At 67.4% G+C, this 24,463-nt stretch carries 27 protein-coding genes, 1 tRNA gene and 1 pseudogene; 24 read left to right on the top strand and 5 right to left on the bottom strand.

Going from position 1 to position 24,463, the window contains the following annotated elements:
- Window positions 1-7: 7 nt before the first annotated feature.
- The 6 genes from secY to rplQ all read left to right on the top strand — a co-directional run bounded on the left by secY (window position 8) and on the right by rplQ (window position 4,568).
- Window positions 8-1,339 (top strand): preprotein translocase subunit SecY, encoded by a 1,332-nt coding sequence (secY, locus tag WDM94_11180; protein ID MEJ0013164.1) that lies wholly within the window; start codon window positions 8-10, stop codon window positions 1,337-1,339.
- On the top strand, window positions 1,336-1,929 hold the full coding sequence (locus WDM94_11175) for an adenylate kinase (GenBank protein ID MEJ0013163.1): 594 nt from the start codon (window positions 1,336-1,338) through the stop codon (window positions 1,927-1,929). The genes secY and WDM94_11175 overlap by 4 nt, the downstream gene beginning before the upstream one ends.
- A 162-nt stretch (window positions 1,930-2,091) precedes the next feature.
- Window positions 2,092-2,460, top strand: a complete 369-nt coding sequence (gene rpsM / locus WDM94_11170; GenBank protein ID MEJ0013162.1) for a 30S ribosomal protein S13 — start codon at window positions 2,092-2,094, stop codon at window positions 2,458-2,460.
- A 115-nt stretch (window positions 2,461-2,575) separates the two neighbouring features.
- Window positions 2,576-2,965, top strand: a complete 390-nt coding sequence (gene rpsK, locus WDM94_11165) for a 30S ribosomal protein S11 (protein MEJ0013161.1) — start codon at window positions 2,576-2,578, stop codon at window positions 2,963-2,965.
- A gap of 97 nt (window positions 2,966-3,062) precedes the next feature.
- Window positions 3,063-4,085 (top strand): DNA-directed RNA polymerase subunit alpha, encoded by a 1,023-nt coding sequence (locus WDM94_11160; protein MEJ0013160.1) that lies wholly within the window; start codon window positions 3,063-3,065, stop codon window positions 4,083-4,085.
- Window positions 4,086-4,127: 42 nt separating this feature from the next.
- Entirely contained in the window at window positions 4,128-4,568 is a 441-nt protein-coding gene (rplQ, locus tag WDM94_11155) for a 50S ribosomal protein L17 (GenBank protein MEJ0013159.1), read from the top strand.
- A 385-nt stretch (window positions 4,569-4,953) separates the two neighbouring features.
- On the opposite strand, the gene WDM94_11150 is transcribed toward rplQ, so the two are convergent.
- Window positions 4,954-5,487, bottom strand: a complete 534-nt coding sequence (locus tag WDM94_11150; protein MEJ0013158.1) for a hypothetical protein — start codon at window positions 5,485-5,487, stop codon at window positions 4,954-4,956.
- A 173-nt stretch (window positions 5,488-5,660) separates the two neighbouring features.
- Here WDM94_11150 and WDM94_11145 point away from each other — a divergent pair, with 173 nt between their 5' ends.
- The 10 genes from WDM94_11145 to WDM94_11100 all read left to right on the top strand — a co-directional run bounded on the left by WDM94_11145 (window position 5,661) and on the right by WDM94_11100 (window position 14,679).
- Window positions 5,661-7,064, top strand: coding sequence for a Do family serine endopeptidase (locus WDM94_11145; protein MEJ0013157.1), 1,404 nt, complete (start codon window positions 5,661-5,663; stop codon window positions 7,062-7,064).
- Between the two features lie 8 nt (window positions 7,065-7,072).
- Window positions 7,073-8,380 carry a replication-associated recombination protein A gene (locus WDM94_11140; GenBank protein MEJ0013156.1) on the top strand — a complete coding sequence of 436 codons (1,308 nt, stop codon included), beginning with the start codon at window positions 7,073-7,075 and terminating at the stop codon, window positions 8,378-8,380.
- Window positions 8,377-8,841, top strand: a complete 465-nt coding sequence (locus tag WDM94_11135; protein MEJ0013155.1) for a gamma-glutamylcyclotransferase family protein — start codon at window positions 8,377-8,379, stop codon at window positions 8,839-8,841. Before WDM94_11140 ends, WDM94_11135 begins: the two co-directional genes overlap by 4 nt.
- 102 nt (window positions 8,842-8,943) lie before the next feature.
- Window positions 8,944-9,417, top strand: coding sequence for a gamma-glutamylcyclotransferase family protein (locus tag WDM94_11130; protein ID MEJ0013154.1), 474 nt, complete (start codon window positions 8,944-8,946; stop codon window positions 9,415-9,417).
- 2 nt (window positions 9,418-9,419) lie between these two features.
- Window positions 9,420-9,800 carry a fluoride efflux transporter CrcB gene (gene crcB / locus WDM94_11125; GenBank protein ID MEJ0013153.1) on the top strand — a complete coding sequence of 127 codons (381 nt, stop codon included), beginning with the start codon at window positions 9,420-9,422 and terminating at the stop codon, window positions 9,798-9,800.
- A 33-nt stretch (window positions 9,801-9,833) separates the two neighbouring features.
- The gene (locus tag WDM94_11120; protein MEJ0013152.1) at window positions 9,834-10,985 is read left to right on the top strand and encodes an RluA family pseudouridine synthase; all 1,152 of its coding nucleotides are present in this window, start codon (window positions 9,834-9,836) and stop codon (window positions 10,983-10,985) included.
- 33 nt (window positions 10,986-11,018) lie between these two features.
- Complete coding sequence (locus tag WDM94_11115) at window positions 11,019-11,912, top strand: aldo/keto reductase (GenBank protein MEJ0013151.1); 894 nt, start codon at window positions 11,019-11,021, stop codon at window positions 11,910-11,912.
- Entirely contained in the window at window positions 11,909-12,661 is a 753-nt protein-coding gene (locus WDM94_11110) for an ATP12 family protein (protein MEJ0013150.1), read from the top strand. Before WDM94_11115 ends, WDM94_11110 begins: the two co-directional genes overlap by 4 nt.
- Window positions 12,658-13,368, top strand: coding sequence for a DUF72 domain-containing protein (locus tag WDM94_11105; protein ID MEJ0013149.1), 711 nt, complete (start codon window positions 12,658-12,660; stop codon window positions 13,366-13,368). Before WDM94_11110 ends, WDM94_11105 begins: the two co-directional genes overlap by 4 nt.
- Before the next feature lie 594 nt (window positions 13,369-13,962).
- Window positions 13,963-14,679: an invasion associated locus B family protein gene (locus WDM94_11100; GenBank protein ID MEJ0013148.1), complete on the top strand. Its 717-nt coding sequence runs from the start codon at window positions 13,963-13,965 to the stop codon at window positions 14,677-14,679.
- A gap of 68 nt (window positions 14,680-14,747) precedes the next feature.
- Here WDM94_11100 and lipB read toward each other — a convergent pair whose 3' ends face one another.
- Window positions 14,748-15,410: a lipoyl(octanoyl) transferase LipB gene (gene lipB, locus WDM94_11095; GenBank protein ID MEJ0013147.1), complete on the bottom strand. Its 663-nt coding sequence runs from the start codon at window positions 15,408-15,410 to the stop codon at window positions 14,748-14,750.
- 85 nt (window positions 15,411-15,495) lie between these two features.
- On the opposite strand from lipB, the gene WDM94_11090 reads away from it, so the two are divergent.
- The 6 genes from WDM94_11090 (at window position 15,496) to WDM94_11065 (ending at window position 19,703) form a co-directional block, all read left to right on the top strand.
- The gene (locus WDM94_11090; GenBank protein ID MEJ0013146.1) at window positions 15,496-15,648 is read left to right on the top strand and encodes a hypothetical protein; all 153 of its coding nucleotides are present in this window, start codon (window positions 15,496-15,498) and stop codon (window positions 15,646-15,648) included.
- Between the two features lie 80 nt (window positions 15,649-15,728).
- The gene (locus WDM94_11085) at window positions 15,729-16,238 is read left to right on the top strand and encodes a ferritin-like domain-containing protein (protein MEJ0013145.1); all 510 of its coding nucleotides are present in this window, start codon (window positions 15,729-15,731) and stop codon (window positions 16,236-16,238) included.
- A 60-nt stretch (window positions 16,239-16,298) separates the two neighbouring features.
- A tRNA-Leu gene (locus tag WDM94_11080) sits at window positions 16,299-16,383 on the top strand.
- Between the two features lie 202 nt (window positions 16,384-16,585).
- A complete protein-coding gene (locus WDM94_11075; GenBank protein MEJ0013144.1) occupies window positions 16,586-17,509 on the top strand; it encodes a Gfo/Idh/MocA family oxidoreductase in 924 nt (307 codons plus the stop codon).
- On the top strand, window positions 17,506-18,672 hold the full coding sequence (locus tag WDM94_11070) for a DegT/DnrJ/EryC1/StrS family aminotransferase (GenBank protein ID MEJ0013143.1): 1,167 nt from the start codon (window positions 17,506-17,508) through the stop codon (window positions 18,670-18,672). Before WDM94_11075 ends, WDM94_11070 begins: the two co-directional genes overlap by 4 nt.
- Window positions 18,673-18,875: 203 nt before the next feature.
- Entirely contained in the window at window positions 18,876-19,703 is an 828-nt protein-coding gene (locus WDM94_11065) for an aldo/keto reductase (GenBank protein MEJ0013142.1), read from the top strand.
- A gap of 170 nt (window positions 19,704-19,873) precedes the next feature.
- On the opposite strand, the gene WDM94_11060 is transcribed toward WDM94_11065, so the two are convergent.
- Together WDM94_11060 and WDM94_11055 are read right to left on the bottom strand one after the other, a co-directional pair.
- Window positions 19,874-20,374, bottom strand: a complete 501-nt coding sequence (locus tag WDM94_11060; GenBank protein MEJ0013141.1) for a DUF3828 domain-containing protein — start codon at window positions 20,372-20,374, stop codon at window positions 19,874-19,876.
- Between the two features lie 56 nt (window positions 20,375-20,430).
- Entirely contained in the window at window positions 20,431-20,631 is a 201-nt protein-coding gene (locus tag WDM94_11055; GenBank protein MEJ0013140.1) for a hypothetical protein, read from the bottom strand.
- Between the two features lie 266 nt (window positions 20,632-20,897).
- On the opposite strand from WDM94_11055, the gene WDM94_11050 reads away from it, so the two are divergent.
- Both WDM94_11050 and WDM94_11045 read left to right on the top strand, forming a co-directional pair.
- Window positions 20,898-22,814 (top strand): potassium transporter Kup, encoded by a 1,917-nt coding sequence (locus tag WDM94_11050; protein ID MEJ0013139.1) that lies wholly within the window; start codon window positions 20,898-20,900, stop codon window positions 22,812-22,814.
- 67 nt (window positions 22,815-22,881) lie between these two features.
- Window positions 22,882-23,316, top strand: coding sequence for a DUF1489 domain-containing protein (locus WDM94_11045; protein ID MEJ0013138.1), 435 nt, complete (start codon window positions 22,882-22,884; stop codon window positions 23,314-23,316).
- Window positions 23,317-23,572: 256 nt separating this feature from the next.
- Here the strand turns inward: WDM94_11045 and panC are convergent.
- Window positions 23,573-24,416: pseudogene (panC, locus tag WDM94_11040) on the bottom strand (pantoate--beta-alanine ligase).
- Window positions 24,417-24,463: the final 47 nt, after the last annotated feature.

The following is a 24,463-nucleotide window of genomic DNA, read 5'->3' as shown; positions in this document are numbered from 1 at the left end:
AGCGATCATGGCATCGGCGGCAGAACAACTCGCAGCCAACCTCAACTTCGGCGCCTTCGCCAAGGCCGAGGCGCTGAAGAAGCGCATCTGGTTCACGCTCGGCGCGCTGCTGATCTATCGCCTCGGCACCTACATCCCGATCCCGGGCATCAACCTCGATGCGCTGGCGGCGGCGTTCACCGCCAACCAGAGCGGCATCATCGGCATGTTCAACATGTTCGCCGGCGGCGCTGTCGGCCGCATGGCGATCTTTGCCCTCGGCGTCATGCCGTACATCTCCGCCTCGATCATCATGCAGCTCATGACGTCGATCATTCCGACGCTCGACGCGCTGAAGAAGGAAGGCGAGTCGGGCCGCAAGGTCATCAACCAGTACACGCGCTACGGCACGGTGGTCCTGGCCGCGGTGCAGTCGTACGCCATCGCCGTCGGCCTGTCGGGCGGCAACAACATTGTCGTCCATCCCGGCCTGTTCTTCGTCTTTACGACGGTGGTGACGCTGACCGGCGGCACGATGTTCCTGATGTGGCTCGGCGAGCAGATCACGGCGCGCGGCATCGGCAACGGCCTGTCGCTGATCATCTTCTCGGGCATCGTGGCGAACCTGCCGCATGCCATCACCGGCACGCTGGAACTCGGCCGCGAAGGCGCGCTGTCGCCGATCGTCATCCTCGCCGTCGGCATCCTGGCAATCGGCGTCGTGGCGTTCATCGTGTTCGTCGAGCGCGCCCAGCGCCGGCTGCTCATCCAGTATCCCAAGCGGCAGGTCGGCAACCGCATGTTCCAGGGCGAGGCTTCGCATCTGCCGCTGAAGCTCAACACCTCGGGCGTCATTCCGCCGATCTTCGCGTCCTCGCTGCTGCTCGTGCCGGTCACGATCGCCAACTTCACGGCGGGCGCCGGGCCGTCCTGGCTCGGCACCATCACGGCGCTGCTCGGCAACGGCCAGCCGCTGTACATGACGCTCTACGCCGCCATGATCATCTTCTTCTCGTTCTTCTATACCGCGGTGGTGTTCAGCCCGGCTGACACGGCCGACAATCTCAAGAAGCACGGCGGCTTTATTCCCGGTATCCGCCCGGGCAAGAACACCGCCGACTACATCGACTACGTGCTGACGCGCATCACGGTGCTCGGCGCGCTGTACCTCGTGGCCGTCTGTCTGCTGCCCGAGATCCTGATCAACGCCACCGGCGTGCCGTTCGTCTTCGGCGGCACCTCGCTGCTGATCGTGGTGAGCGTCACGCTCGACACGGTGGCGCAGGTCCAGGGTCACCTTTTGGCGCATCAGTACGAGGGCCTCGTGCGCAAGTCGAAGCTCAAGGGCCGGACGCGATGAGGCTGGTGCTGCTCGGGCCGCCCGGCGCGGGGAAGGGTACCCAGGCCGAGCGGCTGGTGAAGCAGCACGGCATCGTGCAGCTTTCGACCGGCGACATGCTGCGCGCGGCGACTGCGGCGGGCACGGAAGTCGGCGTGCGGGCGAAGGCGATCATGGATCGCGGCGACCTCGTGCCGGACGATGTGATGGTCGAGATCATCTCGGATCGCATCGCCAAGCCGGACGCGGCGCGGGGATTCATCCTCGACGGCTTCCCGCGCACGGTGGCGCAGGCCGAGGCGCTGGACGGGCTTTTGAAAGGTCGGGGGCTGCACCTCGACCGGGTTATCGAGATCGCGGTCGATGAGGGGATGCTCAAGGACCGCATCGAAAACCGGGCAAAACAGACAGGCGGGGCGCGGGCGGACGACAACGCCGCGACCCTCCATAACCGGATCGCGGTCTACCGGAAGCAGACCGCGCCGGTTGCCGACTACTACCGCGGGAAGGGCGCCCTTTCCCAGGTGGACGGCATGGGAACGATGGACGAAGTGACGGCGGCGATCGCGGGGGTGCTGAAAGCCGCCGCGGGGGCCGGAAAACAAGGGTAAACGGCTCGCGCCCCAGTTGACGGGGCAGGGCGGAATCGCTATCTACCCGGCACAATTCTGCAAGATAAGCCTTGCGGTGCCGGTGGCCTTTTGGGGTAACCGGGGCCGTATTGTGCGTTTTAGGCCGTGTTTTCAGCGGCTTGACAGGTGGAGAGACAGGCCTTGGCCCGCATCGCAGGCGTCAATATCCCGACCAACAAGCGCGTCATCATCGCGCTGCAGTACATCCACGGCATCGGCCCGGCGGCGGCGAAGAAGATCGTCGAGGCGGTGAAGATTCCGGCGGAGCGGCGCACCAACCAGTTGACCGACGCCGAAGTCGTCCAGATTCGCGAAATGATCGACCGCGACTTCCTCGTCGAAGGCGACCTTCGTCGCGAGGTGGCGATCAACATCAAGCGGCTGATGGACCTCGGCTGCTACCGCGGCCTGCGCCATCGCCGCGGCCTGCCGGTGCGCGGCCAGCGCACCCACACCAACGCGCGCACGCGCAAGGGCCCGGCCCGCGCGATCGCCGGCAAGAAGAAGTAACGGCAACAGGCATCCGGCAATCGGCAGCACGACTGCCGGATGCCTGCTGCCGGATGCCACGAGATGTAGCCGCTGGCACTACGGCGGTGTTGAGATCGAAAGCTAAGGACGAGAAATGGGCAAGGATGCTACCCGCGTACGCCGCCGCGAGCGAAAGAACATCACGTCGGGCGTGGCGCACGTGAACTCCAGCTTCAACAACACGATGATCACCATCACCGACGCGCAGGGGAACACGATCTCGTGGTCCTCGGCCGGCCTGATGGGCTTCAAGGGCTCGCGCAAGTCGACGCCGTACGCGGCGCAGATGGCGGCGGAAGATGCCGGCAAGAAGGCGACCGAGCACGGCATGAAGACGCTCGAGGTCGAGGTCTCCGGTCCCGGTTCGGGCCGCGAGTCGGCGCTGCGCGCGCTGCAGGCCGCGGGCTTCACCATCACCTCGATCCGCGACGTGACGCCGATCGCGCACAACGGCTGCCGGCCGCGCAAGCGCCGCCGCGTCTAGGACACAGCGTTAGAGTTTTCAGTTTCACGCGGCTCCGTCTGATGGCGCGGCCGCGAACCGCCAATGACCGGCGGCTCCTCATTGAAAGGACAGGCTCATGACCATCCAGAAAAACTGGCAAGAGCTGATCAAGCCGAACAAGCTCGAAATCTCGCCGGGCAGCAACGACGCCCGGCGTTTCGCCACCGTCGTTGCCGAGCCGCTCGAGCGCGGCTTCGGCATGACGCTCGGCAATGCGCTCCGCCGCGTGCTGCTCTCCTCGCTCCAGGGCGCCGCCGTCAAGGCCGTCCAGATCGACGGCGTGCTGCATGAATTCTCGTCGATCGCGGGCGTCCGCGAGGACGTCACCGATATCGTCCTCAACATCAAGGAGATCGCCCTCAAGATGCAGGGCGAGGGTCCGAAGCGCATGGTCGTGCGCAAGCAGGGCCCGGGCGTCGTCACCGCCGGCGACATCCAGACCGTCTCCGACATCGAGGTGCTCAACCCGTCGCTGGTGCTGTGCACCCTCGACGAAGGCGCCGAGATCCGCATGGAGTTCACGGTCGATACCGGCAAGGGCTACGTCACCGCCGACCGCAACCGGCCGGAAGACGCGCCGATCGGGCTCATCCCGGTCGACAGCCTGTACTCGCCGGTGAAGAAGGTCTCCTACCGCGTCGAGAACACGCGCGAAGGCCAGGTGCTCGACTACGACAAGCTGACGCTCAGCGTGGAGACCGACGGCTCGATCCGCGCCGAGGATGCGGTGGCCTACGCCGCGCGCATCCTGCAGGACCAGCTTTCGGTGTTCGTCAACTTCGACGAGCCGGCCAAGGTCACCACCGAGGTCGCGATCCCCGAGCTCGCCTTCAACCCGGCGCTGCTCAAGAAGGTCGACGAGCTGGAGCTGTCGGTGCGTTCGGCCAACTGCCTGAAGAACGACAACATCGTCTACATCGGCGACCTCATCCAGAAGACCGAAGCCGAGATGCTGCGCACCCCGAACTTCGGCCGCAAGTCGCTCAACGAGATCAAGGAAGTGCTGGCGCAGATGGGCCTGCACCTCGGGATGGAAGTTCCGAACTGGCCGCCGGAAAACATCGACGAACTGGCCAAGCGCTACGAAGACCACTACTAGTACCGCCGGCTTCGGCCGGGGTTTACTTGAGGATGACGTGACATGATGCACGGAAAGAAGGGTCGCCGGTTCAGCCGCACGGCCAGCCACCGGAAGGCGATGTTCGCGAATCTCGCGTCCTCGCTGATCCAGCACGAGCAGATCGTCACGACGCTCCCCAAGGCGAAGGACCTGCGCCCGATCGTCGAGAAGCTGGTGACGCTCGCCAAGCGCGGCGACCTCCATGCCCGCCGCCTGGCGGTCTCGGAGATCCGCGACATCGGTTCGGTCAAGAAGCTCTTCGACACGCTCGGTCCGCGCTACAAGGCGCGCTCGGGCGGCTACACCCGCGTGCTCAAGGCGGGCTTCCGCCATGGCGACAACGCGGCGGTGGCGGTGATCGAGTTCGTCGATCGCGACGTCGAAGCCAAGGGGTCGGCCGACAAGGCCCGCCACGCGGCGGAACGCGTCGAGCAGGGCGTCCCGGCCGAGGCGAACGCGTAAGTTTCAGGTCTTCATCGATTTTGCGAAAAGGCGGCTTCGGCCGCCTTTTCTGTTCGTGCTTATCCGCCTGTGGCGCAGGTCCGCAGGCGATCGCCGAGCACGCGGGCGAGCGGGGCCACGACACTGAACATATCCGGCGCCAGGCGCGCACTGCCAGCGCGATGAAGCGATCGGGAATCCGTGGCGGCGTCGCGTGAATGATCGCGAGACGCGCCGTCACTTCACATCGGTAGCGCTCCACAAACGCACCAAGTTCATCGGCGCGAACCGACGTTACCGGCGCCATCTGCAGGATCAGGAGAGCGATATTTGTCGCCGGTCGCCATGAGAACGTAACAAGAACGATATTCTTGTCCCGCGCTCCGAGGCAACTTCTGCGCGCGTTTTATTTCGCCGGCGCCAGCGGCTGCACCTGCGGCGGCGCGATCGGCGCGTCGACGTCGATGTTCGTGGCGCCGTAGATGTCGTGCAGAGTGCGCAAGGCCACGTCGGCGGCGGTGGCGATGTCGTCCGCGCCCGTCATCGGGATGAACGTCTGGAAGTCGCCTTCGGAGTCGTCGAGGTCGAAGCCCAGCGCATAGAGGGCGTCGCGAAGGTCCTTGCCGAGACGATACTTGCGCGGCTGGCCGGCGGGCGCGGTGTAGTAGCCCGAGGAGGCGTCGCAGCGGATGCGCGTGTCCGCGGCGAGGAAGGTGCACCTCACGTATTTCGTCGGGTCTTCGTGGACGGCGAAGGTCGCCCGCCGATCCTGGTCGTGCGTCGTGTCGGCGTGGACGGCCGTGAGGACCGCGACGGCCCAGGCGCGGTACTCGGTTACAAATGCGTCGGTGTCGTCGGCGGCGGGTGCCGGGCGGACCGCGGCGAGGCAGAGCGCCAGCGTCAGGGCCGCGGGGGCGAGGAGGCGCCGGATCGATCGCATGGCTGGCTGCACCGCTTGAACCTTGCCGGAACAAAATGCGAAAACGCTGGAAACCGGCGTTAGCCTAAACGGTCAACGTGACGCCCCGGTGTAGGCGAACTGCCTCGCCGCTGCCGCAATTGGTGTAGCATTCCCGTTACGGACAAGCGGGCGCGTAACAGGGCAGGAATCGCATGCTGGCCAAACTCCTCGTCGGTCTTTCGCTTCTCGTCGTGCCGCTCGCCGCGGGCGCCTTGGCGGCCGAGCGCCAGGTGCCGGCGAGTGCGGGCGACATGCAGTTGTCGTTCGCGCCGGTGGTCAAGCGCGTGTCGCCGGCGGTGGTCAACGTCTACGCCTCGCGCACCATCCAGCAGCAGACGTCGCCGTTCTTCTCCGATCCGTTCTTCCGCCAGTTCTTCGGCGATCCGTTCGGCGGGCAGACCAACACGCGCGTGCAGCGCTCGCTGGGCTCCGGTGTCATCATCAGCGCCGATGGGCTGATCGTGACAAACTTCCACGTCATCCAGCAGGCCGACGAGGTGAAGGTCGCGCTCTCCGACAAGCGCGAGTTCGCCGCCGACATCGTGCTGAAGGACGAGCGCTCCGATCTGGCGGTGCTGAAGATCAAGGGCAATGCCGGCACGCTGCCGGTCATTGAATTCGCCAACTCCGATCAGGTCGAGGTCGGCGACCTCGTGCTGGCGGTCGGTGATCCCTTCGGCGTCGGTCAGACGGTGACCAGCGGCATTGTCTCGGCATTCGCGCGCGTGCCGGGCAGCCCGTCGGAGGACCAGTACTTCATCCAGACCGACGCGGCCATCAACCCGGGCAACTCGGGCGGCGCGCTGGTCGATATGCAGGGCCGGCTGATCGGCATCAACCGCATGATCGTGTCGCCGTCCGGCGCCTCGTCCGGCATCGGCTTCGCCATCCCCTCCAATCTGGTGCGCGCGGTCACGTCCGCCGCGGCAAGCGGCGCGGCGCCGCGGCGGCCATGGCTCGGTGCCGAGTTGCAGAGCGTGACGGCGGAACTCGCCGCCAGCCTCAAGCTCGACACGCCGAGCGGCGTGCTCGTCGCCTCGGTCGCCCCGGTCGGGCCGGCGGCGGCGGCCGGCATGAAGGTCGGCGACCTGGTCACCTCGATCGACGGGGAAACCGTCGACGATCTGGGCGCGCTGACCTATCGCCTCGCCACCAAGCCGCTCGGCGGCGAGACCAAGCTTGGCGTCATTCGCGACGGCAAGCGCTACACCGCGACAGTGGCGCTGGAGGCGGCGCCCGAGGTGCCGCCGCGTGACAAACGCCTGATCGGCGGCGACACGGCGTTCGCCGGGCTGACGGTGCTCAACCTGTCGCCGGCGGTGGCGGAGGAGCTGAACTACGACGGCGGCACCGGCGGCGTCATCGTCGGCGACGTTGCCGAAGGGTCGAACGCGCAGGAGGCCGGCTTCGCGCGCGGCGACGTCATCGCCGACGTCAACGGCACGACGATCGACTCGACAAAGGCGCTGGAGGACGCGGTGTCCGAGAAGCGGCGCTACTTCGACCTGACGGTGAAACGCGACGGCCGCGCCATCCGCCTGCGCATGGCGGGATAGGCGGCGCGATGTCGCTCTTCGAGGCGGCGGGACTGGAAAAGGCGGCGCCGCGGCCGCTCGCCGACCGTCTCCGCCCGGAGCGGCTCGCCGACGTCGTCGGGCAGGATCATCTGCTCGGTCCCGACGGCGTCATCACGCGGATGCTCTCGACCGGGTCGCTCGGCTCGCTGATCTTCTGGGGGCCGCCCGGCACCGGCAAGACGACGGTGGCGCGGCTGCTGGCGCGCGAGACCGATCTCCATTTCGAGCAGATCTCGGCCGTATTTTCCGGCGTCGCTGACCTCAAAAAGGTGTTCGAGGTGGCGCGCGGGCGGCGGCAGGCGGGGCAGGGGACGCTGCTGTTCGTCGACGAGATCCATCGCTTCAATCGCGCCCAGCTCGACTCGTTCCTGCCGGTAATGGAGGACGGGACGGTGACGCTGGTCGGCGCCACGACCGAGAATCCGTCGTTCGAGCTCAACGCCGCGCTCCTGTCGCGCGCCCGCGTGCTGGTCTTCAAGCCGCTCGACGAGGAGGCGATCGCCAAGCTTCTGGCGCGCGCCGAGGAGATCGAGGCGCGTCCGCTGCCGCTCGACGATCAGGCGCGCGGCATGCTGATCGGCATGGCCGACGCCGATGGCCGCGCCGCGCTGACGCTCGCCGAAGAAGTCTGGCGCGCCGCGCGGCCCGGTGAAATCTTCACGCCCGAGCAACTGCAGACCATCGTCCAGCGCCGCGCGCCGCTCTACGACAAGAGCCAGGACGGCCACTACAATCTGATCTCGGCGCTGCATAAGTCGGTGCGCGGCTCCGATCCCGACGCGGCGCTCTACTATCTGGCGCGCATGCTCGATGCCGGCGAGCAGCCGCTCTACATCGGCCGCCGCCTGGTGCGGATGGCGATGGAGGACATCGGCCTCGCCGATCCGCAGGCGCTGGTCGTCGCGCTCGCCGCCAAGGACGCGTTCGACTACCTCGGCTCGCCCGAGGGCGAACTGGCGCTAGCGGAGGCCGCCGTCTATCTCGCCACCGCGCCGAAATCGATCGCGGTCTACAAAGCCTTCGGCGCGGCGCAGGCGACGGCCAAGGAGCACGGCTCGCTGACGCCGCCCAAGATCATCCTCAACGCGCCGACCAACCTGATGAAGTCGGAAGGCTACGGCTCGGGCTACCGCTACGATCCGGACGAACCGGACTCCTTCTCGGGCCAGAATTATTTCCCCGAGCAGCTCGGCCGGCGGCAGTTCTATGACCCGCCCGACCGCGGCTTCGAACGCGAAATCCGCAAGCGGCTGGATTACTGGGCGAAGCTTCGCAAGGAGCGCGGCCAGCCGTGATCCTGTTCGCCTACGGCGCCAACATGAACCCCGGGCTGATGTCGCAGCGGTGCCCGGAGTTCCGGACGATCGGCGTGGCGCGGGTGATGGATTATCGCCTGTGCTTTCCGCGCTTCTCGCGCGAGCGGCAGTGTGCGACGGCGAGCATCGAGCCGGCAGCCGGCCATGCGGTGTGGGGGGTGCTCTACGAAATCCCGCCGAACGACCTGCCGGTACTCAATTATCACGAGGGCTACGACCCGCAGGCGCCGGTGGCGCGCAACGAGCGAATCATCCGCGAAGTCACGGCCTTGCGGCTAGGTGGCTCGGAAGCGGTCAAGGCGATGGCCTATTTCGCCGTACCCGACGGAACGGACGCACTGCCTTCGCGGGCCTACCTGCAATCGATCATTGACGGGGCGGAATTCCATGGTCTGCCTAAGGCTTGCATCGCCGGCCTGCAGGCGGTGAGGACCGCCTAGCCGGCGAAGTTTTCAACAGGTCATCCACAGGGCGTTTTTTCGCCCGTGCAACCCGCGTCCCAACGGCCCAATGATGGCGTTGGACGAGGGGATGCGGCGGACATGTACTATTTTGCTTACGGGTCGAATCTCGACCTGCTCCAGATGCAGTTGCGCTGCCCGGACGCGCAGTTCGTCTCGACGGCGAAGCTCGACGGGTACCGCGTCTGCTTTCCGCGGCGCTCGGTCATCCGCGATTGCGCGGTGATCAGCATCGAGCCGTCGATGAGCGAAAGCGTGTGGGGCGCGCTCTACGAGCTCGACGGCACCGACATCCAGCGCCTCGACGAGCGCGAGGGCTACGACAAGCGGCGCGACCGCGCGCTCAACCAGTTCAACCGCATCACGGTTCGTGTCGAGACGGCGGACGAGCGCGCCGTGGTGGCGGAGGTCTACGTTGCGGTGCCGACGGCAAACCCCGGGCTGCCGTCGCCGCAGTACGTCGGCTACCTGGTCGCCTCGGCGGCCGAGTGCGGCCTGCCCAAGTCGCACCTCGTGAAGCTTGCGCAGCACATGCCGGTGCCGCAGGCGGCCTAGCAATGTTCCAGATCGTGCTGGTGTTCCTCGGCGGCGGGCTTGGCTCCGTCGCCCGTCACGGCGTCAACATGACGGCCGGGCGGCTCGGCGCCGATTTCCCGTGGGGGACGTTCATCGTCAACGTCGTGGGGTCGCTCGCCATGGGGCTGATCGCCGGCTGGCTGGCGTTCCGGGCGGGCGAAAGCTGGTCGCAGCATGCGCGCCTGCTGCTCACCACCGGCTTCCTCGGCGGGTTCACCACGTTTTCCGCGTTTTCGCTGGATACGGCGACCCTGTGGGAGCGCGGCGCGACGGGCACGGCCGCGCTTTACGTCGTCGCCTCGGTCGGGCTGTCGCTGGCGGCGCTTTTCGCCGGGCTTTGGGTCGTCAGGACGCTCTCCTGATGCTATAGGCTGGCGCTTCAACAGAAGCCCCCTATGGCCACGCTCGAAACACGAACCGTCGAATCGGACGAAGCCGGCATGCGTTTGGACCGCTGGTTCAAGACGCATTACCCGGAGCTGTCGTTCGGCCACCTGCAGAAGCTGCTGCGCTCCGGCCAGGTCCGCGTCGATGGCGGCCGGGTGAAGACGAACGCGCGGCTGGCGGTCGGCCAGTCGGTGCGCGTGCCGCCGCTGGGCACCGGCGGGCTTGGCGGGATCTTGCGCGAGAGCAAGGGCGATGCTCCTCCCGCTCGTAATCCCGCCATCCCTCGTCACCCCGGCGAAAGCCGGGGTCCAGCGCGCGACGAGGACGATGAGACGACGTCGCTGGATCCCGGCTTTCGCCGGGATGACGGCGAGGCGAGGAAAGACGGAGAGGCGAAAAAGCCCAAGCGTCCGACCAGCGATGCCGCCGCGCTCCGCGCGATGATCCTCTACGAGGACGACGACGTCTTCGTCTTCAACAAGCCGCAGGGCCTCGCCGTGCAGGGCGGCTCGGGCCTGACCAAGCACGTCGACGGGATGCTGGAAGCCTTCCGCGACCGCAAGGGGCAGAAGCCGCGGCTGGTCCATCGCCTCGACCGCGACACCAGCGGCGTGCTGGTGGTGGCGCGCACGCGGCTGGCCGCGCAGAAGCTCACCGCGTCGTTCCGCACGCGCTCGACGCGCAAGATCTACTGGGCGCTGGTGGTGGGCGTGCCGAAGCCGAAGCAGGGGCGCATCTCGACGTGGCTGGCGCGCGAGGAGGCCGAGGAGCGGATGAAGGTCGCCAAGCACGGCGCCGACGATTCCAGCCACGCCATCTCGCTCTACTCGGTGGTCGAGACCGCCGGGCAGAAGCTGACGTGGCTGTCGATGCGCCCGATCACCGGCCGCACGCACCAGCTCCGCGCGCACGCCGCCCACATCGGCCATCCGATCATCGGCGATCCCAAATATTTCACCGCCGAGGAGAGCTGGGATTTTCCCGGCGGCATCCAGAAGAAGCTGCACCTGCACGCGCGCCGCATCGTCATCCCGCATCCGTCGAACGGCGGCACGCTCGACGTGACGGCGCCGCTGCCGCCGCACATGCAGCAGTCGTGGAACCTGCTGGGCTTCGACGCGACGCTTGGGGACAGCGATGACGACGAGGGCGTGGAATAGATGCCGACATCGGGCTCGGTAGGGCGTGCGAAAATGCATCCGCAGGGGCCGGAGTTTTCCGGCGTCATTTGGGGCTCGATGCGCTCGGAGGAGCAGTTCGATTCGTCCGGCAAGCTTGCCGATCACCTGCGCTTCCTGCTCGACCGCGGCATCACCACGCTCGATACCGCCAACACGTACGGCATCCCGCATCCGTACTCGACGGAGGAATTCCTTGGGCGTGCGATCAGGGAGGTCGGGCGCGACAAGTTCGAGATCGTGACCAAGGGCGGCATCATGCGGGTCAGCCCGGATTACCCCTCCAACCGCCTCCGCAACTACGACTTCACGGCGAAGAACATCCGCTATTGGATGGACCGCTCGCTGCAGAAGCTCGGCGTCGATCAGGTCGACCTCTACCTCCTGCACCGGCCGGACTACCTGATGGACCCGGACGAGGCCGGCGGCGTGCTCGACGCGCTGATCGTCGAGGGCAAGACGCGCTACGTCGGCGTCTCGAATTTCTCGCCGTCGCGGTTCGATCTGCTCCAGTTGCGCATGAAGGCGCCGCTCATCACCAACCAGGTCGAGTTCTCGCCGCTCCACCTGGCGCCGATCTCCAACGGCGTCTTCGATCATGCGATCGCCGGCGGCTACCGGCCGATGATCTGGTCGCCGGTTGGCGGCGGCAATTTGCTCACCAGCGACGAGCCGCGCATTGCGAAGATCCGCGCGGTGCTGACCGACATCGCCAAACGCACCGGCCTCGCCGGCCCGGCCGAGGCGGCGATGGCGTTCGTTGCCCGCCATCCGGCGAACGGCGTGGCGATCGTCGGCTCGGGCAAGCGCGAGCGTGTCGAGGGCGCGATCGCGGCGCTCACCAGCGTCATGGACCGGCAGGACTGGTACGAGATCGTCACCCAGACCAGCGAGATGCTCGAGCTTTGAGCGACAAGACGCGCGAAGGGCCGATGCAGTCGGCGCAGCGGCTGGCGCGGCCGGAGCTGCCCAAGCGTTTCTACACGACCGCGGCAGCGGCGCCGCTAGGCGACGGCTTCGTGCTGCAGCTCGACGGCCGCGCGGTGAAGACACCGGGCCGCCGGCCGCTGGCGGTGCCGAGCGCGGTGGTGGCCGAGGCGCTGGCGGCCGAGTGGGGCGGGCAGGGCGAGCGCATCGATCCCTCGACCATGCCGGTGACGCGCATCGTCAACGCTGCGATCGACAGCGTCGCCGACGCGCTCGATGCCGTGCGCGCCGAGGTCGTGCGCTACGCCGGCAGCGATCTCATCTGCTACCGCGCCGAGACGCCGGACGCGCTGGCCGCCATGCAGGCGGCGAAGTGGGATCCGCTGGTGCGCTGGGCACGCGAGGCGCTCGGCGCGTCCCTCAGCCTCGCCGCCGGCGTCGTCTACGTGCAGCAGCCGGCGGAGGCGATCGAGGCAATCGCGCGGGCGGTTGCCGCGTTCGATCCGCTGAAACTTGCCGCGGTGTCCACGATCACGACGCTGACCGGATCGGCGGTGCTGGGGCTGGCGCTCGCCCACGGCCGGCTCACCGCCGAGGAAGCGTGGACGGCGGCGCTGGTCGATGAGGAATGGGAAATGAGTCAGTGGGGGCAGGACGCCGAGGCGCTCGCCGCCCGCGCCTTCCGCCGGCGTGAGCTGGACGCGGCGGCGCTGATCCTCACTGCAGCGTGAGCCCGCGCATCGGCACCGCGGGCTGGTCGCTCGGCGCCGAGCAGCGCAAGCACGCGCCGGAGAAGGGAACGCACCTCGAGCGCTATGCCGCTGTCTTCAACTGCGTCGAGATCGACTCGAGTTTCTACCGCTCGCATCAGCGCAAGACATACGAGCGCTGGGCGGCGTCGGTCCCGGACGATTTCCGCTTTTCGGTCAAGCTGCCGCGTACGATAACGCACGAGGCAAAACTGGCCGGCGCCGGCGCGCTGCTCGATCAGTTCCTGTCGGAGGCGAGCGGGCTCGGCGGCAAGCTCGGTCCGCTCGTCGTCCAGCTCGCGCCGCGGCATCTGTTCGACGCGCCGGTGGTGGACGCCTTCCTTGCCGAGTTCCGCGCCCGCTTCCCGGGTCCGATCGCCTGCGAGCCGCGCCACGCCTCGTGGTTCACCGGCGAGGCCGATGGCCTGCTCGCCCGCCATCGTGTCACGCGCATCGCCGCCGACCCGCCGCCCCATCACGGCGCAGGCTCGCCCGGCGGCTGGCAGGCGCTGGCGTATTGGCGCTGGCACGGGTCGCCGGAGGTCTACCGGTCCAAGTACGAGGCGGCGGCGATCTCCGCGCTCGCCGAGCAGGTGAGGGGCAGCGCCGAAGCGTGGGTGATCTTCGACAACACCATGCTCGGTCACGCCTTCTTCGACGCGATCGAATTGCGGCGGGCCCTCGCTTAGCCGCTGTCATTGTTCACGAATCGCGATTGTCTCGCATCCGCAAAACCTTCACTGGACTCGTTGGCGGTCGCTGCTAATAATTTCGCCACCACGCGTTCCCGGGCGGAGTAGGCCACGACCGGATGATGTGGAGTTAGTCGCCGCCCGCGGCACGGCGTCGTTGTCCGGAGTTTCGACTCCGGATGCGTTTGAGGCGTCGTGCGGGCGATGACGGGGGGACCCCATCGTTTCCAGATTATGCGACGGCTGTCGGGCGCCAAGCCCGTCGCCGCGCGTTTCACGACGTCTCGTATCTCGAACATCGGCAGCCAGTTTGCGCGGATCGCTTTTGCGGCGCGCCGGCTTGCCCATACGGAAGGCGGCGTCTGGAACTCCTTCGGTACTGGTTTTCGCGTAACCGAGGGCGCATCTCCTTTTTTTCAGCTCCAGATGCCGTCTCGAATTCCGGCGGCTGCACGACAGGGAGTGTGGCCGGCGAACGCATAGCGGGGTGGGGATCGTCGTGCGCCTGCCTGGCGGAGGGTGCGCGGCGAAGACGCGGAGAGGAGGCAGAGGCAGAATTCAGTCCCCTCGGACGGGGTGGGGTGCATAGCCGTGCGTTTTCTGTTCAGTCTTTTCTTTGTCGTTCTGATCATCGCCTCGGGTGTCGCCGTCGTGGTCTTCTCGACCGCGGAGCAGGGCGCGCCGGGTACGGTCGCCGCGATTACGGACTCGCCGGCGTCGGCAATTGCCGAGCAGAGCTCACGCCTCCTGAAGAAGCTGGCGAGCTTCCTGCCCGCCAATGTTCCGGTGCCGTGGCCGTCGTCACCGGCGGCAGCGTCGCCGGACGCCGCGATCGCTTCCGCCGACAAGCCGCCGCAGCCGCCAGTGACGGTGCTGAAGGGCCAGCCGATCGGCGATTGGGTGCTCAACTGCGGCGTCAATCCGCAGACGATCAAGAAGCAGTGCACGATCTCGCAGCAGCTTACCGACGAGAAATCGAAGTCGGTGGTGTTCGCGTGGCTGATCGGAAACGACGGCAGCGGCAATCTCGTCGCCATCTGGCAGACGCCCATCGGCATCCTGGTCAACCGCGGCGTCGTGGTTAACCTCGGCGAAGAGAAGCCGGTGTCGGTGCCCTTCACCTCGTGCGTCACCGGGCACTGCGAGGCGGTCGCCAACCTCGCCCCCGATTTCATCCAGACGCTGGCGCGGGCAACCAGCGCGACGGCGACCGTCTACACGGTCGCCGGACAGGGTTTGACGTTCAAGCTGAGCGTCAACGGACTGGCTCAGGCCATCGATGCTGTGAAAGCGCCGACGGCCAGCTAAGCGCGCGGGCGGCGGCCGCCAAGGTCGCCGCCCGCTGCAGTCCTTCGAAATTCTCCGGCAGAAATCGGCTACGCGCTCCGCGTCGGGCCGAACGTCGCGGCGAAAGCGCGGCGCAGCTCGACATCGACGTCTTCCATGCTCGCTGCGATGCCGAGATCGGCGAGGCTGGTGACGCCCTGCGAGGTCACCCCGCACGGCACGATACCGCTGAAATGATCGAGGTCCGGATCGACGTTCAGCGCGATGCCGTGGAAGGTCACCCAGCGGCGGATGCGCACGCCGATCGCGGCGATCTTGTCCTCGCGGCCTTCTCCCTTGTCTGGTCGCGGCACCCAGATGCCGACGCAATTCTTCCGCCGCCCGGCGCGGACGTTGAAGGCGGCGAGGGTGGCGATGATCCAGTCCTCAAGGCTCGCGACGTACTGGCGGACATCGGGCTTGCGCCTGTGCAGGTCGAGCATGACGTAGGCCACGCGCTGGCCGGGGCCGTGATACGTGTACTGGCCGCCGCGCCCGCTCTGGAACACGGGAAACCGGTCCGGCTGCAGCAGGTCGTCGGCCTTGGCGCTGGTGCCGGCGGTATAGAGCGGCGGATGCTCCACCAGCCACACCTGCTCGGGCGCCGTGCCGGCCGCTATCGCGGCGACCCGCGCCTCCATCGCCGCCACCGCATCCGGGTAGGCGACCGGCGCCGGCGCGATCGTCCAGTCGACCGTGTCGGCCGCGGCCATCGGAGCGGGAACCTGGGGCGGGAGCGGAGCGTTCATGGCGCGGAATATGGCCCTGCACAGCCACGAAATCCACCGGGAGGCAGCCATGATCAGGAAGCTTGCGTCCGGCCAGTACCGGCTCTACTCGCGGAAGCTCGACCCGAAGTCCGGCAAGCGCCGCAACCTCGGCACCTTTGCCTCGCGCGCCGCCGCCGAGAAGCACGAGCGCGCCGTTCAATTCTTCAAGCGCCGCGGCTAAAGCCGGAACAACGTCAGCGGCGGCACGTTAGCGGCAAAGGCAGGGGGCGTATCCATATCCGCGCTCAGGGAGCCACCGACATGGGAATCTTCTCAAAAGACATCAAGACAATGGACGATCTCTTCGTTCACCAGCTCCGCGACATCTATTACGCCGAAAAGCAGATCGTGAAGGCGCTGCCGGAGATGATTGAAAAGGTCTCCAATCCGCAGCTCCGCGAGGGGCTTGAGAACCACCTCGAGGAAACCAATGGCCATGTCGAGCGGCTGCAGGAAGTCTTCCGCATGCACGGCTCCGAGGCCAAGGCGGTCGATTGCCCGGCGATCGACGGCATCCTCAAGGAGGCGCGCGAGGTGACCGGCGACGTCGCCGACGAGGACGTGCTGGATGCCGCGATCATCGCCGCGGCGCAGGCCGTCGAGCACTACGAGATCGCGCGCTACGGCACGCTGATCGCGTGGGCCCGGGAACTCGGCCGCGACGATTGCGCCGACGAGCTCGAAGCGACGCTGGAGGAGGAGAAGGCGGCCGACGCCAAGCTCACCGAAGTGGCGGAAAGCCGCGTGAACGAGGATGCCGCGGTCGTCTAGGCCGCCAAGCCGGCTGCCTTGTAAGGCCAAGGGCGATTTGTTACACGGAGCCGCGATTTCGCGGCCATGGCGGAATTGGTAGACGCGCTAGCTTGAGGTGCTAGTGGGTAACACCGTGGAGGTTCGAGTCCTCTTGGCCGCACCATTTGCCTGAACCGGTGGTCCGCAAGGGCCGCCGGTTTTTTGCATTTGGGGCTCGCGCCCCGTTAAGCCTCGCAGCAAAACGTTATCGCTGCGACGCAGCACATAATCGACTTTGGCCGTGAATCGGCTAGACCAGCCATGCGGCTTGCTGCTGGAGGAGGGCGCTTCGCCCTCGCATGGTTTGACGGAAGGCACGATCAAGGTTGGCGTCGTCGGCCTCGGCTCCTTCGGCAGGCATCACGCGAAGCATTACGCAAATAATCCGAAGGGCGCGGCTCGTTGCCGTATCCGACCAGGATGGCGCGCGCGGCGCCGCCAACGGGCAGGGCGCGCCGGTGTTCGCCGATCATCGCGACCTCATCGGCAAGGTCGATGCCGTCTCCGTCGCCGTGCCCGCCACCTATCACGCCGCCGTCGCGCGCGATTTCATCGACGCCGGGGTCCATGTCCTGATCGAGAAGCCGATCGCCATCGACGTCGCCGATGCGCGCGATCTGATCGCGCGTGCCGCGAAGCGCGGCGTCGTGCTGCAGGTCGGGCATGTCGAACGGTTCTCGCCGGCGGTTGCCGAGCTGCAGTCGCGGGCCGCCAACCCGCGCCGGCTGACGGCGCGGCGGCGGACGAAATGGAGCGGCCGGTCGATCGATGTTGACGTGATCCTCGACCTTATGATCCATGACATCGATCTGGTGCTGACGCTTGCCGGCGCGCCGGTCGCGTCGGTGGCGGCGAGCGGCATGACCGGCCTCAGCGGCATGACCGACGAGTGCGAGGCGTGGCTGACCTTCGCCAACGGCGCCATCGCGACGCTGTCGGCGTCGCGTGTCGCCGCCGAAAACGAGCGCCGCCTCACCATCACCGAGCCCGACACGATCTACGACGCCGATCTTTCCGGCCCGTCGCTGACGACGACGGCGCGGCGCAAGTCCGGCGCGGTGGCGGTGCCCATCGCACTTACGGCGCGCGACAACCTCGGCGCCGAGATCGACGCCTTCCTCACGAGCATCGCAACCGGCATCCCGCCGGTCGTCGATGGCATGGCCGGGCTTGCCGCCCTCGACATCGCCGAGCGCATCCGCGCGGCGGTCGCCGAGGGCGAGCCGGCACAGATCGCGGTGACCGCATGACCACAGCCCGCCCCGCTCTCGCCGTCGCGGCCACCAAGGCCGGCGGGGGCAAAATTCCGCTGTTCGACCTGCAGCGCCAGCGTGCGCGGCTGGAGCGCGACATCCGCCAGCGGATGGATGCGGTGCTGGCGCACGGCCAGTACATCCTCGGCCCCGAGGTCGATCAGTTGGAGCGTGAGCTGGCGGCCTTCGCCGGCGCCGGCCACGCCATCGCCGTTTCCTCCGGCCGCGACGCGCTGACCATCGCGCTGATGGCGATGGGCGTGAAGGCGGGCGACGCGGTCTTCGTGCCGGCCTTCACGTTCTCCGCCAGCGCGGGCGCGGTCGTCACCGTCGGCGCGACGCCGGTGTTCGTCGATGTCGAGGCGGCGACCTTCAACATGGACCCGGCCGATCTCGAACGCGCCATCGCCGAGGTGAGGGCGGCGGGGCAACTCCGCCCGCGCGCCATCATGCCGGTCGATCTCTACGGCCTGCCCGCCGACTACGCCGCCATCAACGCGATCGCCGCGAAGACTGGCCTCGAGGTTCTGGCGGACGCGGCGCAAAGTTTCGGCGGCGCCTTCGGCAACCGCCGCGTCGGCGGCCTCGCGCCGGTGAGCGCCACCAGTTTCTATCCGACCAAGCCGCTCGGCTGCTACGGCGACGGCGGCGCGGTGCTCGCCGACGACGCCAGGGTGGCGGAGCAGGTGCGCATGATCCGCTCGCACGGCCGCTCGGGCACGGGCGACGCCGCGGTCGTGCTCGGCCTCACCGGCCGGCTCGATACGCTGCAGGCGGCGATCCTGTTGTCCAAGCTTTCGGCGTTCGGCGACGAACTGCAGCGTCGCAACGAGATCGCGGCGCGCTACACCGCCGGCTTGCCGCGCTCCGTTGTAAAGCCGCAGGTCGCCGACGGCTATCGCAGCGCGTGGGCGCTCTATACCGTCCGCGTGAGCGAGCGCGACGCGGTGCGGGCCAAGCTCGACGCGGTCGGCATCGGCACCGGCCTGTTCTACCGCCTGGCGCTGCACCAGCATCCGGCCTTCGCCGGCCTCAATGCCCGCGCCCTGCCGGTGTCGGAGCACCTGGCGAACGAGGTGCTGTCGCTGCCGATGGGGCCGGATCTTACCAACGACGAGGTCGATCGGGTGGTTGCGGCGGTCGCCGAGGCCGTAGTCTAGCTCCACCGTCGCCCACCGGCCCTCGTACCCCCGGCGAAAGCCGGGGCCTAGCGCAGCCATCCTCCCAGCCGCGATTTTCGCGCTGGATTCCGCTTTCGCCGGAATGATGAGAGGCGGAGCCCCAATGATGGGGGAGGGGAGTTGACCGCCTCGTCTCGGGCGCGCCATCCTTCGTCGCCTTCCTCCATCCATCGGAGCCTGCCTTGCAAACCGTCAGCGCGCACGGCGCCACCATCCCCGTCCTCGGCTTCGGCACCTGGAACATCAGCGGCGAGCTCTGCGCCCGCTCGGTCGCCGATGCCATCAAGATCGGCTACCGCCACATCGACACCGCCGCCGGCTATGGCAACGAGGACCGCGTCGGCGAAGGCATCCGTGCCGGCGGCGTGCCGCGCGAGCAGTTGTTCATCACGACCAAGGTCGGGCCGGAGAATCTTGCCGAGCGCGATTTCTACGCCTCGGTCGAGAACAGCCTGAAGCAGCTCCGCGTCGATCAGGTCGACCTCCTGCTCATCCACTGGGCGAGCAAGGTGCTGCCGGTCGCCGACACCATCAAGCCGCTCAACGAGGCGAAGCGCCGCGGCTGGACGAAGCACATCGGCGTCTCGAATTTCACGATCAGGCTGCTGACCGAGGCGTGGGCGGCGACGAAGGAGCCGATCGTCACCAACCAGGTCGAATATCACCCGTACCTGACGCAGGAGAATCTCGTCGCCTTCATGCGCGGCAAGGGCATGATCCTCACCGCCTACTCGCCGCTCGGCCGCAAGGTGATCCTCGACGATCCGGTGATCGCCGGCATCGCCGCGAAGCACAAGCGGACGCCGGCGCAGATCGTGCTGCGCTGGGACATCCAGCAGCCGAACGTCGTGCCGATCCCGAAGAGCACGAAGCCGGCGAACATCCGCTCTAACTTCGATATCTTCGATTTCACGCTCGACGCGGCCGACATGGGGGCGCTGACCGCGCTCGGCGCGAAGAAGCAGCGCATCGCGGGATGGCCGCCGGCAAACCCGGAATGGGATCCTTGATGTAGTCGCCCGGGGCTGCGTCTCTCCACTGTCATCCTTCGGCGAGGCCGAAGGCCTCGACCGGAGGACCACGCTCGGCTCATACCAACGGGAGATGCTTGTTGGGGCTGATCCTCCGGTCGGCGCTTCGCGCCGCCAAAGGATGACAGCCGGGGAAGTCGACTGCCGGGCTAGTTCCCGTCAGCCGGCGGCACGCCCGAGTTAAGCTGCTTCAGCTCGTCGACCAGGCTCGGGGTCTCCGCGTCCGTGCGGATGTTGGCGAGGCGCCAGCCGTCTGCGGTCTTGGTGAGGTCGAGGGTCACCACCGAGTCCTCGCCGTAGTTATCGACATGCGCGTCGATGACCGCCGCGGTGTCGGATTCCGACGTGACGGTGAAGGTCGTTTTCACGTCCTCGAAATCCTGCGCCTGGACGAGCGGGTCGTAGTCGAGCGCCGCTTCGGCGTCGGTCTTGGCGTAGTTGGCGGTGATTAGGTCGCCGAGATTCTTGTCGAGATATTTTTTTATCGCGGCGTCGTCGGCTGTGACGTCGCCCCACAGGCCGGGCAGCGCGTAGAGCGACTTCGCGAAGGCCACCGCGGCGTCGTCGGCGGCGAACGCCCACTGCGGCAGCGCCGCGACGATGGCGACGACGGAGGCTCCGGCGACGAACTGGCGGCGGGTGATCGACATCGGCGCTACCCTGCTCAACACGTGCCGCCGATCCTATGCCGCGGCGGCAGACGGCGCTACCGCCCGGTGATCGCGTGGAAGGCGTTGCCGAGCCCATCGGTAGTTTCGCGGAGCACGGCGCCGAACACGTCCCAGTTGACGATCTGGCGGTCGGCAACGCGTGGGTTCAGCGGATCGTAGGTGACGTTGTTGTCGTGCAGCCATGCCGCGCCGACGCTCAGCAGAGCGCCGAGCACGATCCCGAACAGAGTACGCATCCAATTCCTCCTCCCGCCCGTGCCGCGAGCATGGCCTTGGAATACGGCGGATCGTTGATTCCGGCGATGGGCGGAGCGGGATTGCGCACAGCGTCCGGAAGGATGGCGGCGACGTCGGTCGGGGCGGAAAGCCCATACGGCGTAACCGCTTAGCGCATACCTGTGCGGCACATTTGGCGGGCTACCACAAACCCCGCCAAAGGTGCTAGAAGGCCAGTCCCGCTGCCCCCGTGCAGTGCAACAAGGTTGCCGCCATGGCCACCGAACTGCCGGGCACTGTCCAAGTCCCGGCGCCGGCCAACGGAAACGGTAAGCATCTCCCGAAGACCGGAATCGTGGCGCTGACCGTAGGCGCCGTGGGCGTCGTCTACGGCGATATCGGCACCAGCCCGCTCTACGCCTTCCGCGAGGCCGTGCACGCCGCCGTCGATGGCAAGGGGCCGATCACCACCTCGATCGTGCTCGGCGTGCTGTCGCTCATCATCTGGTCGTTGATCATCACGGTGACGATCAAGTACGTGCTGTTCCTGATCCGCGCCGACAACAACGGCGAAGGCGGCACGCTCGCGCTGATGGCGCTCGCCATGCGCGGCACCGCGGGCCGGGCGACGACGTTCATCGTCTTCCTCGGCATCACGGCGGCGGCGCTGTTCTACGGCAACGCCGTCATCACACCGGCGCTGTCGGTGCTCTCCGCCGTCGAAGGTTTGGAGATCGCGGCGCCGCATCTCGATGCCTATGTCATCCCGCTGTCGATCGTGATCCTGGTCGGTATCTTCGTCGTGCAGTCGCGCGGCACGGCGCGGGTCGCGGTGTTCTTCGGCCCGGTCATGGTGGTGTGGTTCATCGTGCTCGCCATCGCCGGCGTCGCGCACATGGTGACCAATCCGGTCGTGCTCTACGCCTTCAATCCGTTCTACGGCGTCGAGTTTCTGGTGCACCACGGCATCATCGGACTGATCACGCTGGGCGCCGTCTTCCTCGCCGTCACCGGGGCGGAGGCCCTCTACGCCGACCTCGGCCACTTCGGCCGCAAGCCGATCCAGACGGCGTGGTTCGTGCTCGTGCTGCCGGCGCTGACGCTTAACTATCTCGGGCAGGGCGCGCTGGTGCTGGGCGACATGGATGCCGCCGACGGCCCGTTCTTCCTGATGTTCCCGGACTGGCTGCAGTTGCCCATCGTCGTGCTGGCGACCGCCGCCACTGTCATTGCCAGCCAGGCGGTGATCACCGGCGCCTATTCGCTGTCGCGCCAGGCGGTGCAACTCGGTCTCCTGCCGCGCCTCGAAATCCGCCACACGTCGGAATCGCAGTTCGGCCAGATCTACGTGCCGCGGGTGAACGCGTTCCTGCTGGTCTCGGTGCTGCTCGTCACCGGCCTGTTCCGCTCCTCCGGCGCGCTCGCCGGCGCCTACGGCATCGCGGTGACCGGCACGATGGTGGTGACGACGCTGCTCGCCTTCATCGTGGTGTGGCGCGTGTGGCGCTGGCACATCGTCACGGCCATCGCCGTCGTGCTGCCGCTGCTCGTGCTCGACTCGACCTTCCTCGCCGCCAACCTGCTCAAGATCCTGCATGGCGGCTGGTTCCCGCTGCTCGCCGGCGGCGCGCTGATGGTGCTGATGCTCACCTGGCGGCGCGGCAGCCGAATCCTGTTCGAGAAGACGCGCCGGCTGGAAGTGCCGCTCGCCGATCTCGTCCACAGTCTCGAGAAGCACCCGCCGCCGCGTATTGCCGGCACCGCGATCTTCCTGACCGGCGATCCGGACTCGACACCGACGGCGCTGCTCCACTCGCTGAAGCATTTCAAGGTGCTGCACGACAAGAACGTGATCATGACGGTGAAGACCGTCGACACGCCGCGCGCGCCGGAGGAAGACCGCGTGACCGTGCGGCCGTTCTCCGACTCCTTCATCCGCATCACGGTGAAGTACGGCTTCATGGAGACGCCGAACCTGCCGAAGGCGCTGGCGATCGCGCGTAAGGAAGGGTTCTCGTTCGACATCATGTCGACGACGTTTTTCCTCTCGCGGCGCTCGCTGAAAGCGTCGGAGGCGGTGGCGATGCCGCTCTGGCAGGACAAGCTGTTCATCCTGCTCGCGCGCAACGCCGACGACGCCTCGAGCTACTTCCGCCTGCCGACGAACCGCGTCGTCGAGATCGGCACGCAGGTCATCGTCTAGCGGCCTTGTGGACAACGGCCGGGCGCCTATTTGACGGGGCCCGCCCACCGCGCCAAAGCTGCGATCCATGGCCCTCAACCTCATCAAGCTCTGCGTCGGCTGCGATTCGGTCGAGGACCTCGCCGAGTGGATCGAGCAGCGCCTCAAGGAGAAGAAGCGCAAGGGCGAGAAGCCGTTCCACAACCACGTCACGCGGATGGTGCCGAAGCGCATCGCCGAGCTGAAGGGCGGCTCGCTCTACTGGGTGATCAAGGGCACGGTGCAGGTGCGCCAGAAGCTGGTGGCGGTCGAGCCGTTCACCGACAAGGACGGCATAAGCCGCTGCCGCCTCGTGTTGGACGCGAAGCTGGTCCGGACCGAGTGGCAGCCGAAACGGCCGTTCCAGGGCTGGCGTTACTACGCCGCCGACGACGCCCCGAGGGATTTGCGCAAGGGACGCAATGGTGACGATGATCTGCCGCCGGAGCTTTCTGCGGAACTGGCGGGTTTGGGGTTGAGGTAACTCCATCCTCGGCCGAGCCTGCCCTCGGTCTTTCCCCTCTCCCTGAAAGGGAGAGGGCTTCAGCTCTTAGGAGCGAAGCGAGTTAGAGCTGAAGGGTGAGGGTCAGCGACGTATCGGCCTACAACTCCTGTCCCTGACCCTCACCCCATTTGCCTAAGTTCGCTTCGCTCACTAAGGCTCATGGCCCTCTCCCTTCAGGGAGAGGGGACAAGGCGAGGGAGGTTTCGGCGGTGAAAGCCGCTGCACCGGAATCCCGCTAAACCGGAATATTGTCGATCAGCCGCGTCTTGCCCAACCACGCCGCCGCCAATATCCGTTTCGGTTCCTTTGCCACGTCCGTCACTGCGGCCAGCGTGTCGGCGTTGCGCATCTTGACGTAGTCGACCATGAACCCGACCGCGGTCAGCTTCGCGTGCGCCGCCTGCAGCGCGACGTCGGGCGAGGTGCCGTAGCGGATCGCCTCGGCCGCGGCCTGCAGCGCGGCGTGGAGGCGCGGCGCCTTGGCGCGGTCGCCGGCGGAGAGGTACGCGTTGCGCGATGACAACGCGAGGCCGTCTGGTTCGCGGATGGTCGGCACGCCGACAATCTCGACCGGGAACGCGAGGTCGGCGACCATGCGGCGGATGACCAGAAGCTGCTGGTAATCCTTCTCGCCGAACACGGCGATGTCGGGCAGTGCCGCCTGCAGCAATTTCGCCACCACGGTCGCGACGCCGCCGAAGAAATGTGGCCGCGTCACCGCCTCGAGGTCGGTGGCCGGTCCTGCCACCGCGATCGTGGTGCCCGGACCGTTGGGGGTACATCTCGGCGACGGTCGGCGCGAAGACGGCGTCGGCGAGGCCGTCGAGCTTGGCGAGGTCGGCGGCTTCGTTGCGCGGATACGAGTCGAAGTCTTCGGTTGGGCCGAACTGCGTCGGGTTTACGAAGATCGAGACGATGACCTTGCCGGCGCGCTCTTTCGCGGTCCGGACCAGCGCCAGGTGGCCCGCGTGGAGGGCGCCCATGGTCGGCACGAGCGCGATCCTGGCGCCGGCGCCGCGCCAGAGCGTGACGCGGGAGCGGAGCGCCTTGACGGTACGGTCAACGGGCGGGGTGGGCACGGCGGCAATCTCCTCGAAAAGCCGCGGGACGCTAGCAAAAGCGGGCA

Source organism: Bauldia sp. (assembly GCA_037200845.1).
In the GTDB taxonomy this organism is placed as follows: Bacteria; Pseudomonadota; Alphaproteobacteria; order Rhizobiales; family Kaistiaceae; genus DASZQY01.
The sequence above is the reverse complement of the archived record's forward strand: the minus strand, read 5'-3'. Positions and strand labels throughout refer to the sequence as shown.

Bases quoted from the DNA above. Each gene is read 5' to 3' on its own strand.
- secY (MEJ0013164.1), top strand. From the start codon at position 8: ATGGCATCGGCGGCAGAACAACTCGCAGCCAACCTCAACTTCGGCGCC.
- WDM94_11175 (MEJ0013163.1), top strand. From the start codon at position 1,336: ATGAGGCTGGTGCTGCTCGGGCCGCCCGGCGCGGGGAAGGGTACCCAG.
- rpsK (MEJ0013161.1), top strand. From the start codon at position 2,576: ATGGGCAAGGATGCTACCCGCGTACGCCGCCGCGAGCGAAAGAACATC.
- WDM94_11160 (MEJ0013160.1), top strand. From the start codon at position 3,063: ATGACCATCCAGAAAAACTGGCAAGAGCTGATCAAGCCGAACAAGCTC.
- rplQ (MEJ0013159.1), top strand. From the start codon at position 4,128: ATGATGCACGGAAAGAAGGGTCGCCGGTTCAGCCGCACGGCCAGCCAC.
- WDM94_11150 (MEJ0013158.1), bottom strand. From the start codon at position 5,487: ATGCGATCGATCCGGCGCCTCCTCGCCCCCGCGGCCCTGACGCTGGCG.
- WDM94_11145 (MEJ0013157.1), top strand. From the start codon at position 5,661: ATGCTGGCCAAACTCCTCGTCGGTCTTTCGCTTCTCGTCGTGCCGCTC.
- WDM94_11140 (MEJ0013156.1), top strand. From the start codon at position 7,073: ATGTCGCTCTTCGAGGCGGCGGGACTGGAAAAGGCGGCGCCGCGGCCG.
- WDM94_11130 (MEJ0013154.1), top strand. From the start codon at position 8,944: ATGTACTATTTTGCTTACGGGTCGAATCTCGACCTGCTCCAGATGCAG.
- crcB (MEJ0013153.1), top strand. From the start codon at position 9,420: ATGTTCCAGATCGTGCTGGTGTTCCTCGGCGGCGGGCTTGGCTCCGTC.
- WDM94_11120 (MEJ0013152.1), top strand. From the start codon at position 9,834: ATGGCCACGCTCGAAACACGAACCGTCGAATCGGACGAAGCCGGCATG.
- WDM94_11115 (MEJ0013151.1), top strand. From the start codon at position 11,019: ATGCATCCGCAGGGGCCGGAGTTTTCCGGCGTCATTTGGGGCTCGATG.
- lipB (MEJ0013147.1), bottom strand. From the start codon at position 15,410: ATGGCCGCGGCCGACACGGTCGACTGGACGATCGCGCCGGCGCCGGTC.
- WDM94_11090 (MEJ0013146.1), top strand. From the start codon at position 15,496: ATGATCAGGAAGCTTGCGTCCGGCCAGTACCGGCTCTACTCGCGGAAG.
- WDM94_11085 (MEJ0013145.1), top strand. From the start codon at position 15,729: ATGGGAATCTTCTCAAAAGACATCAAGACAATGGACGATCTCTTCGTT.
- WDM94_11070 (MEJ0013143.1), top strand. From the start codon at position 17,506: ATGACCACAGCCCGCCCCGCTCTCGCCGTCGCGGCCACCAAGGCCGGC.
- WDM94_11060 (MEJ0013141.1), bottom strand. From the start codon at position 20,374: ATGTCGATCACCCGCCGCCAGTTCGTCGCCGGAGCCTCCGTCGTCGCC.
- WDM94_11055 (MEJ0013140.1), bottom strand. From the start codon at position 20,631: ATGCGTACTCTGTTCGGGATCGTGCTCGGCGCTCTGCTGAGCGTCGGC.
- WDM94_11045 (MEJ0013138.1), top strand. From the start codon at position 22,882: ATGGCCCTCAACCTCATCAAGCTCTGCGTCGGCTGCGATTCGGTCGAG.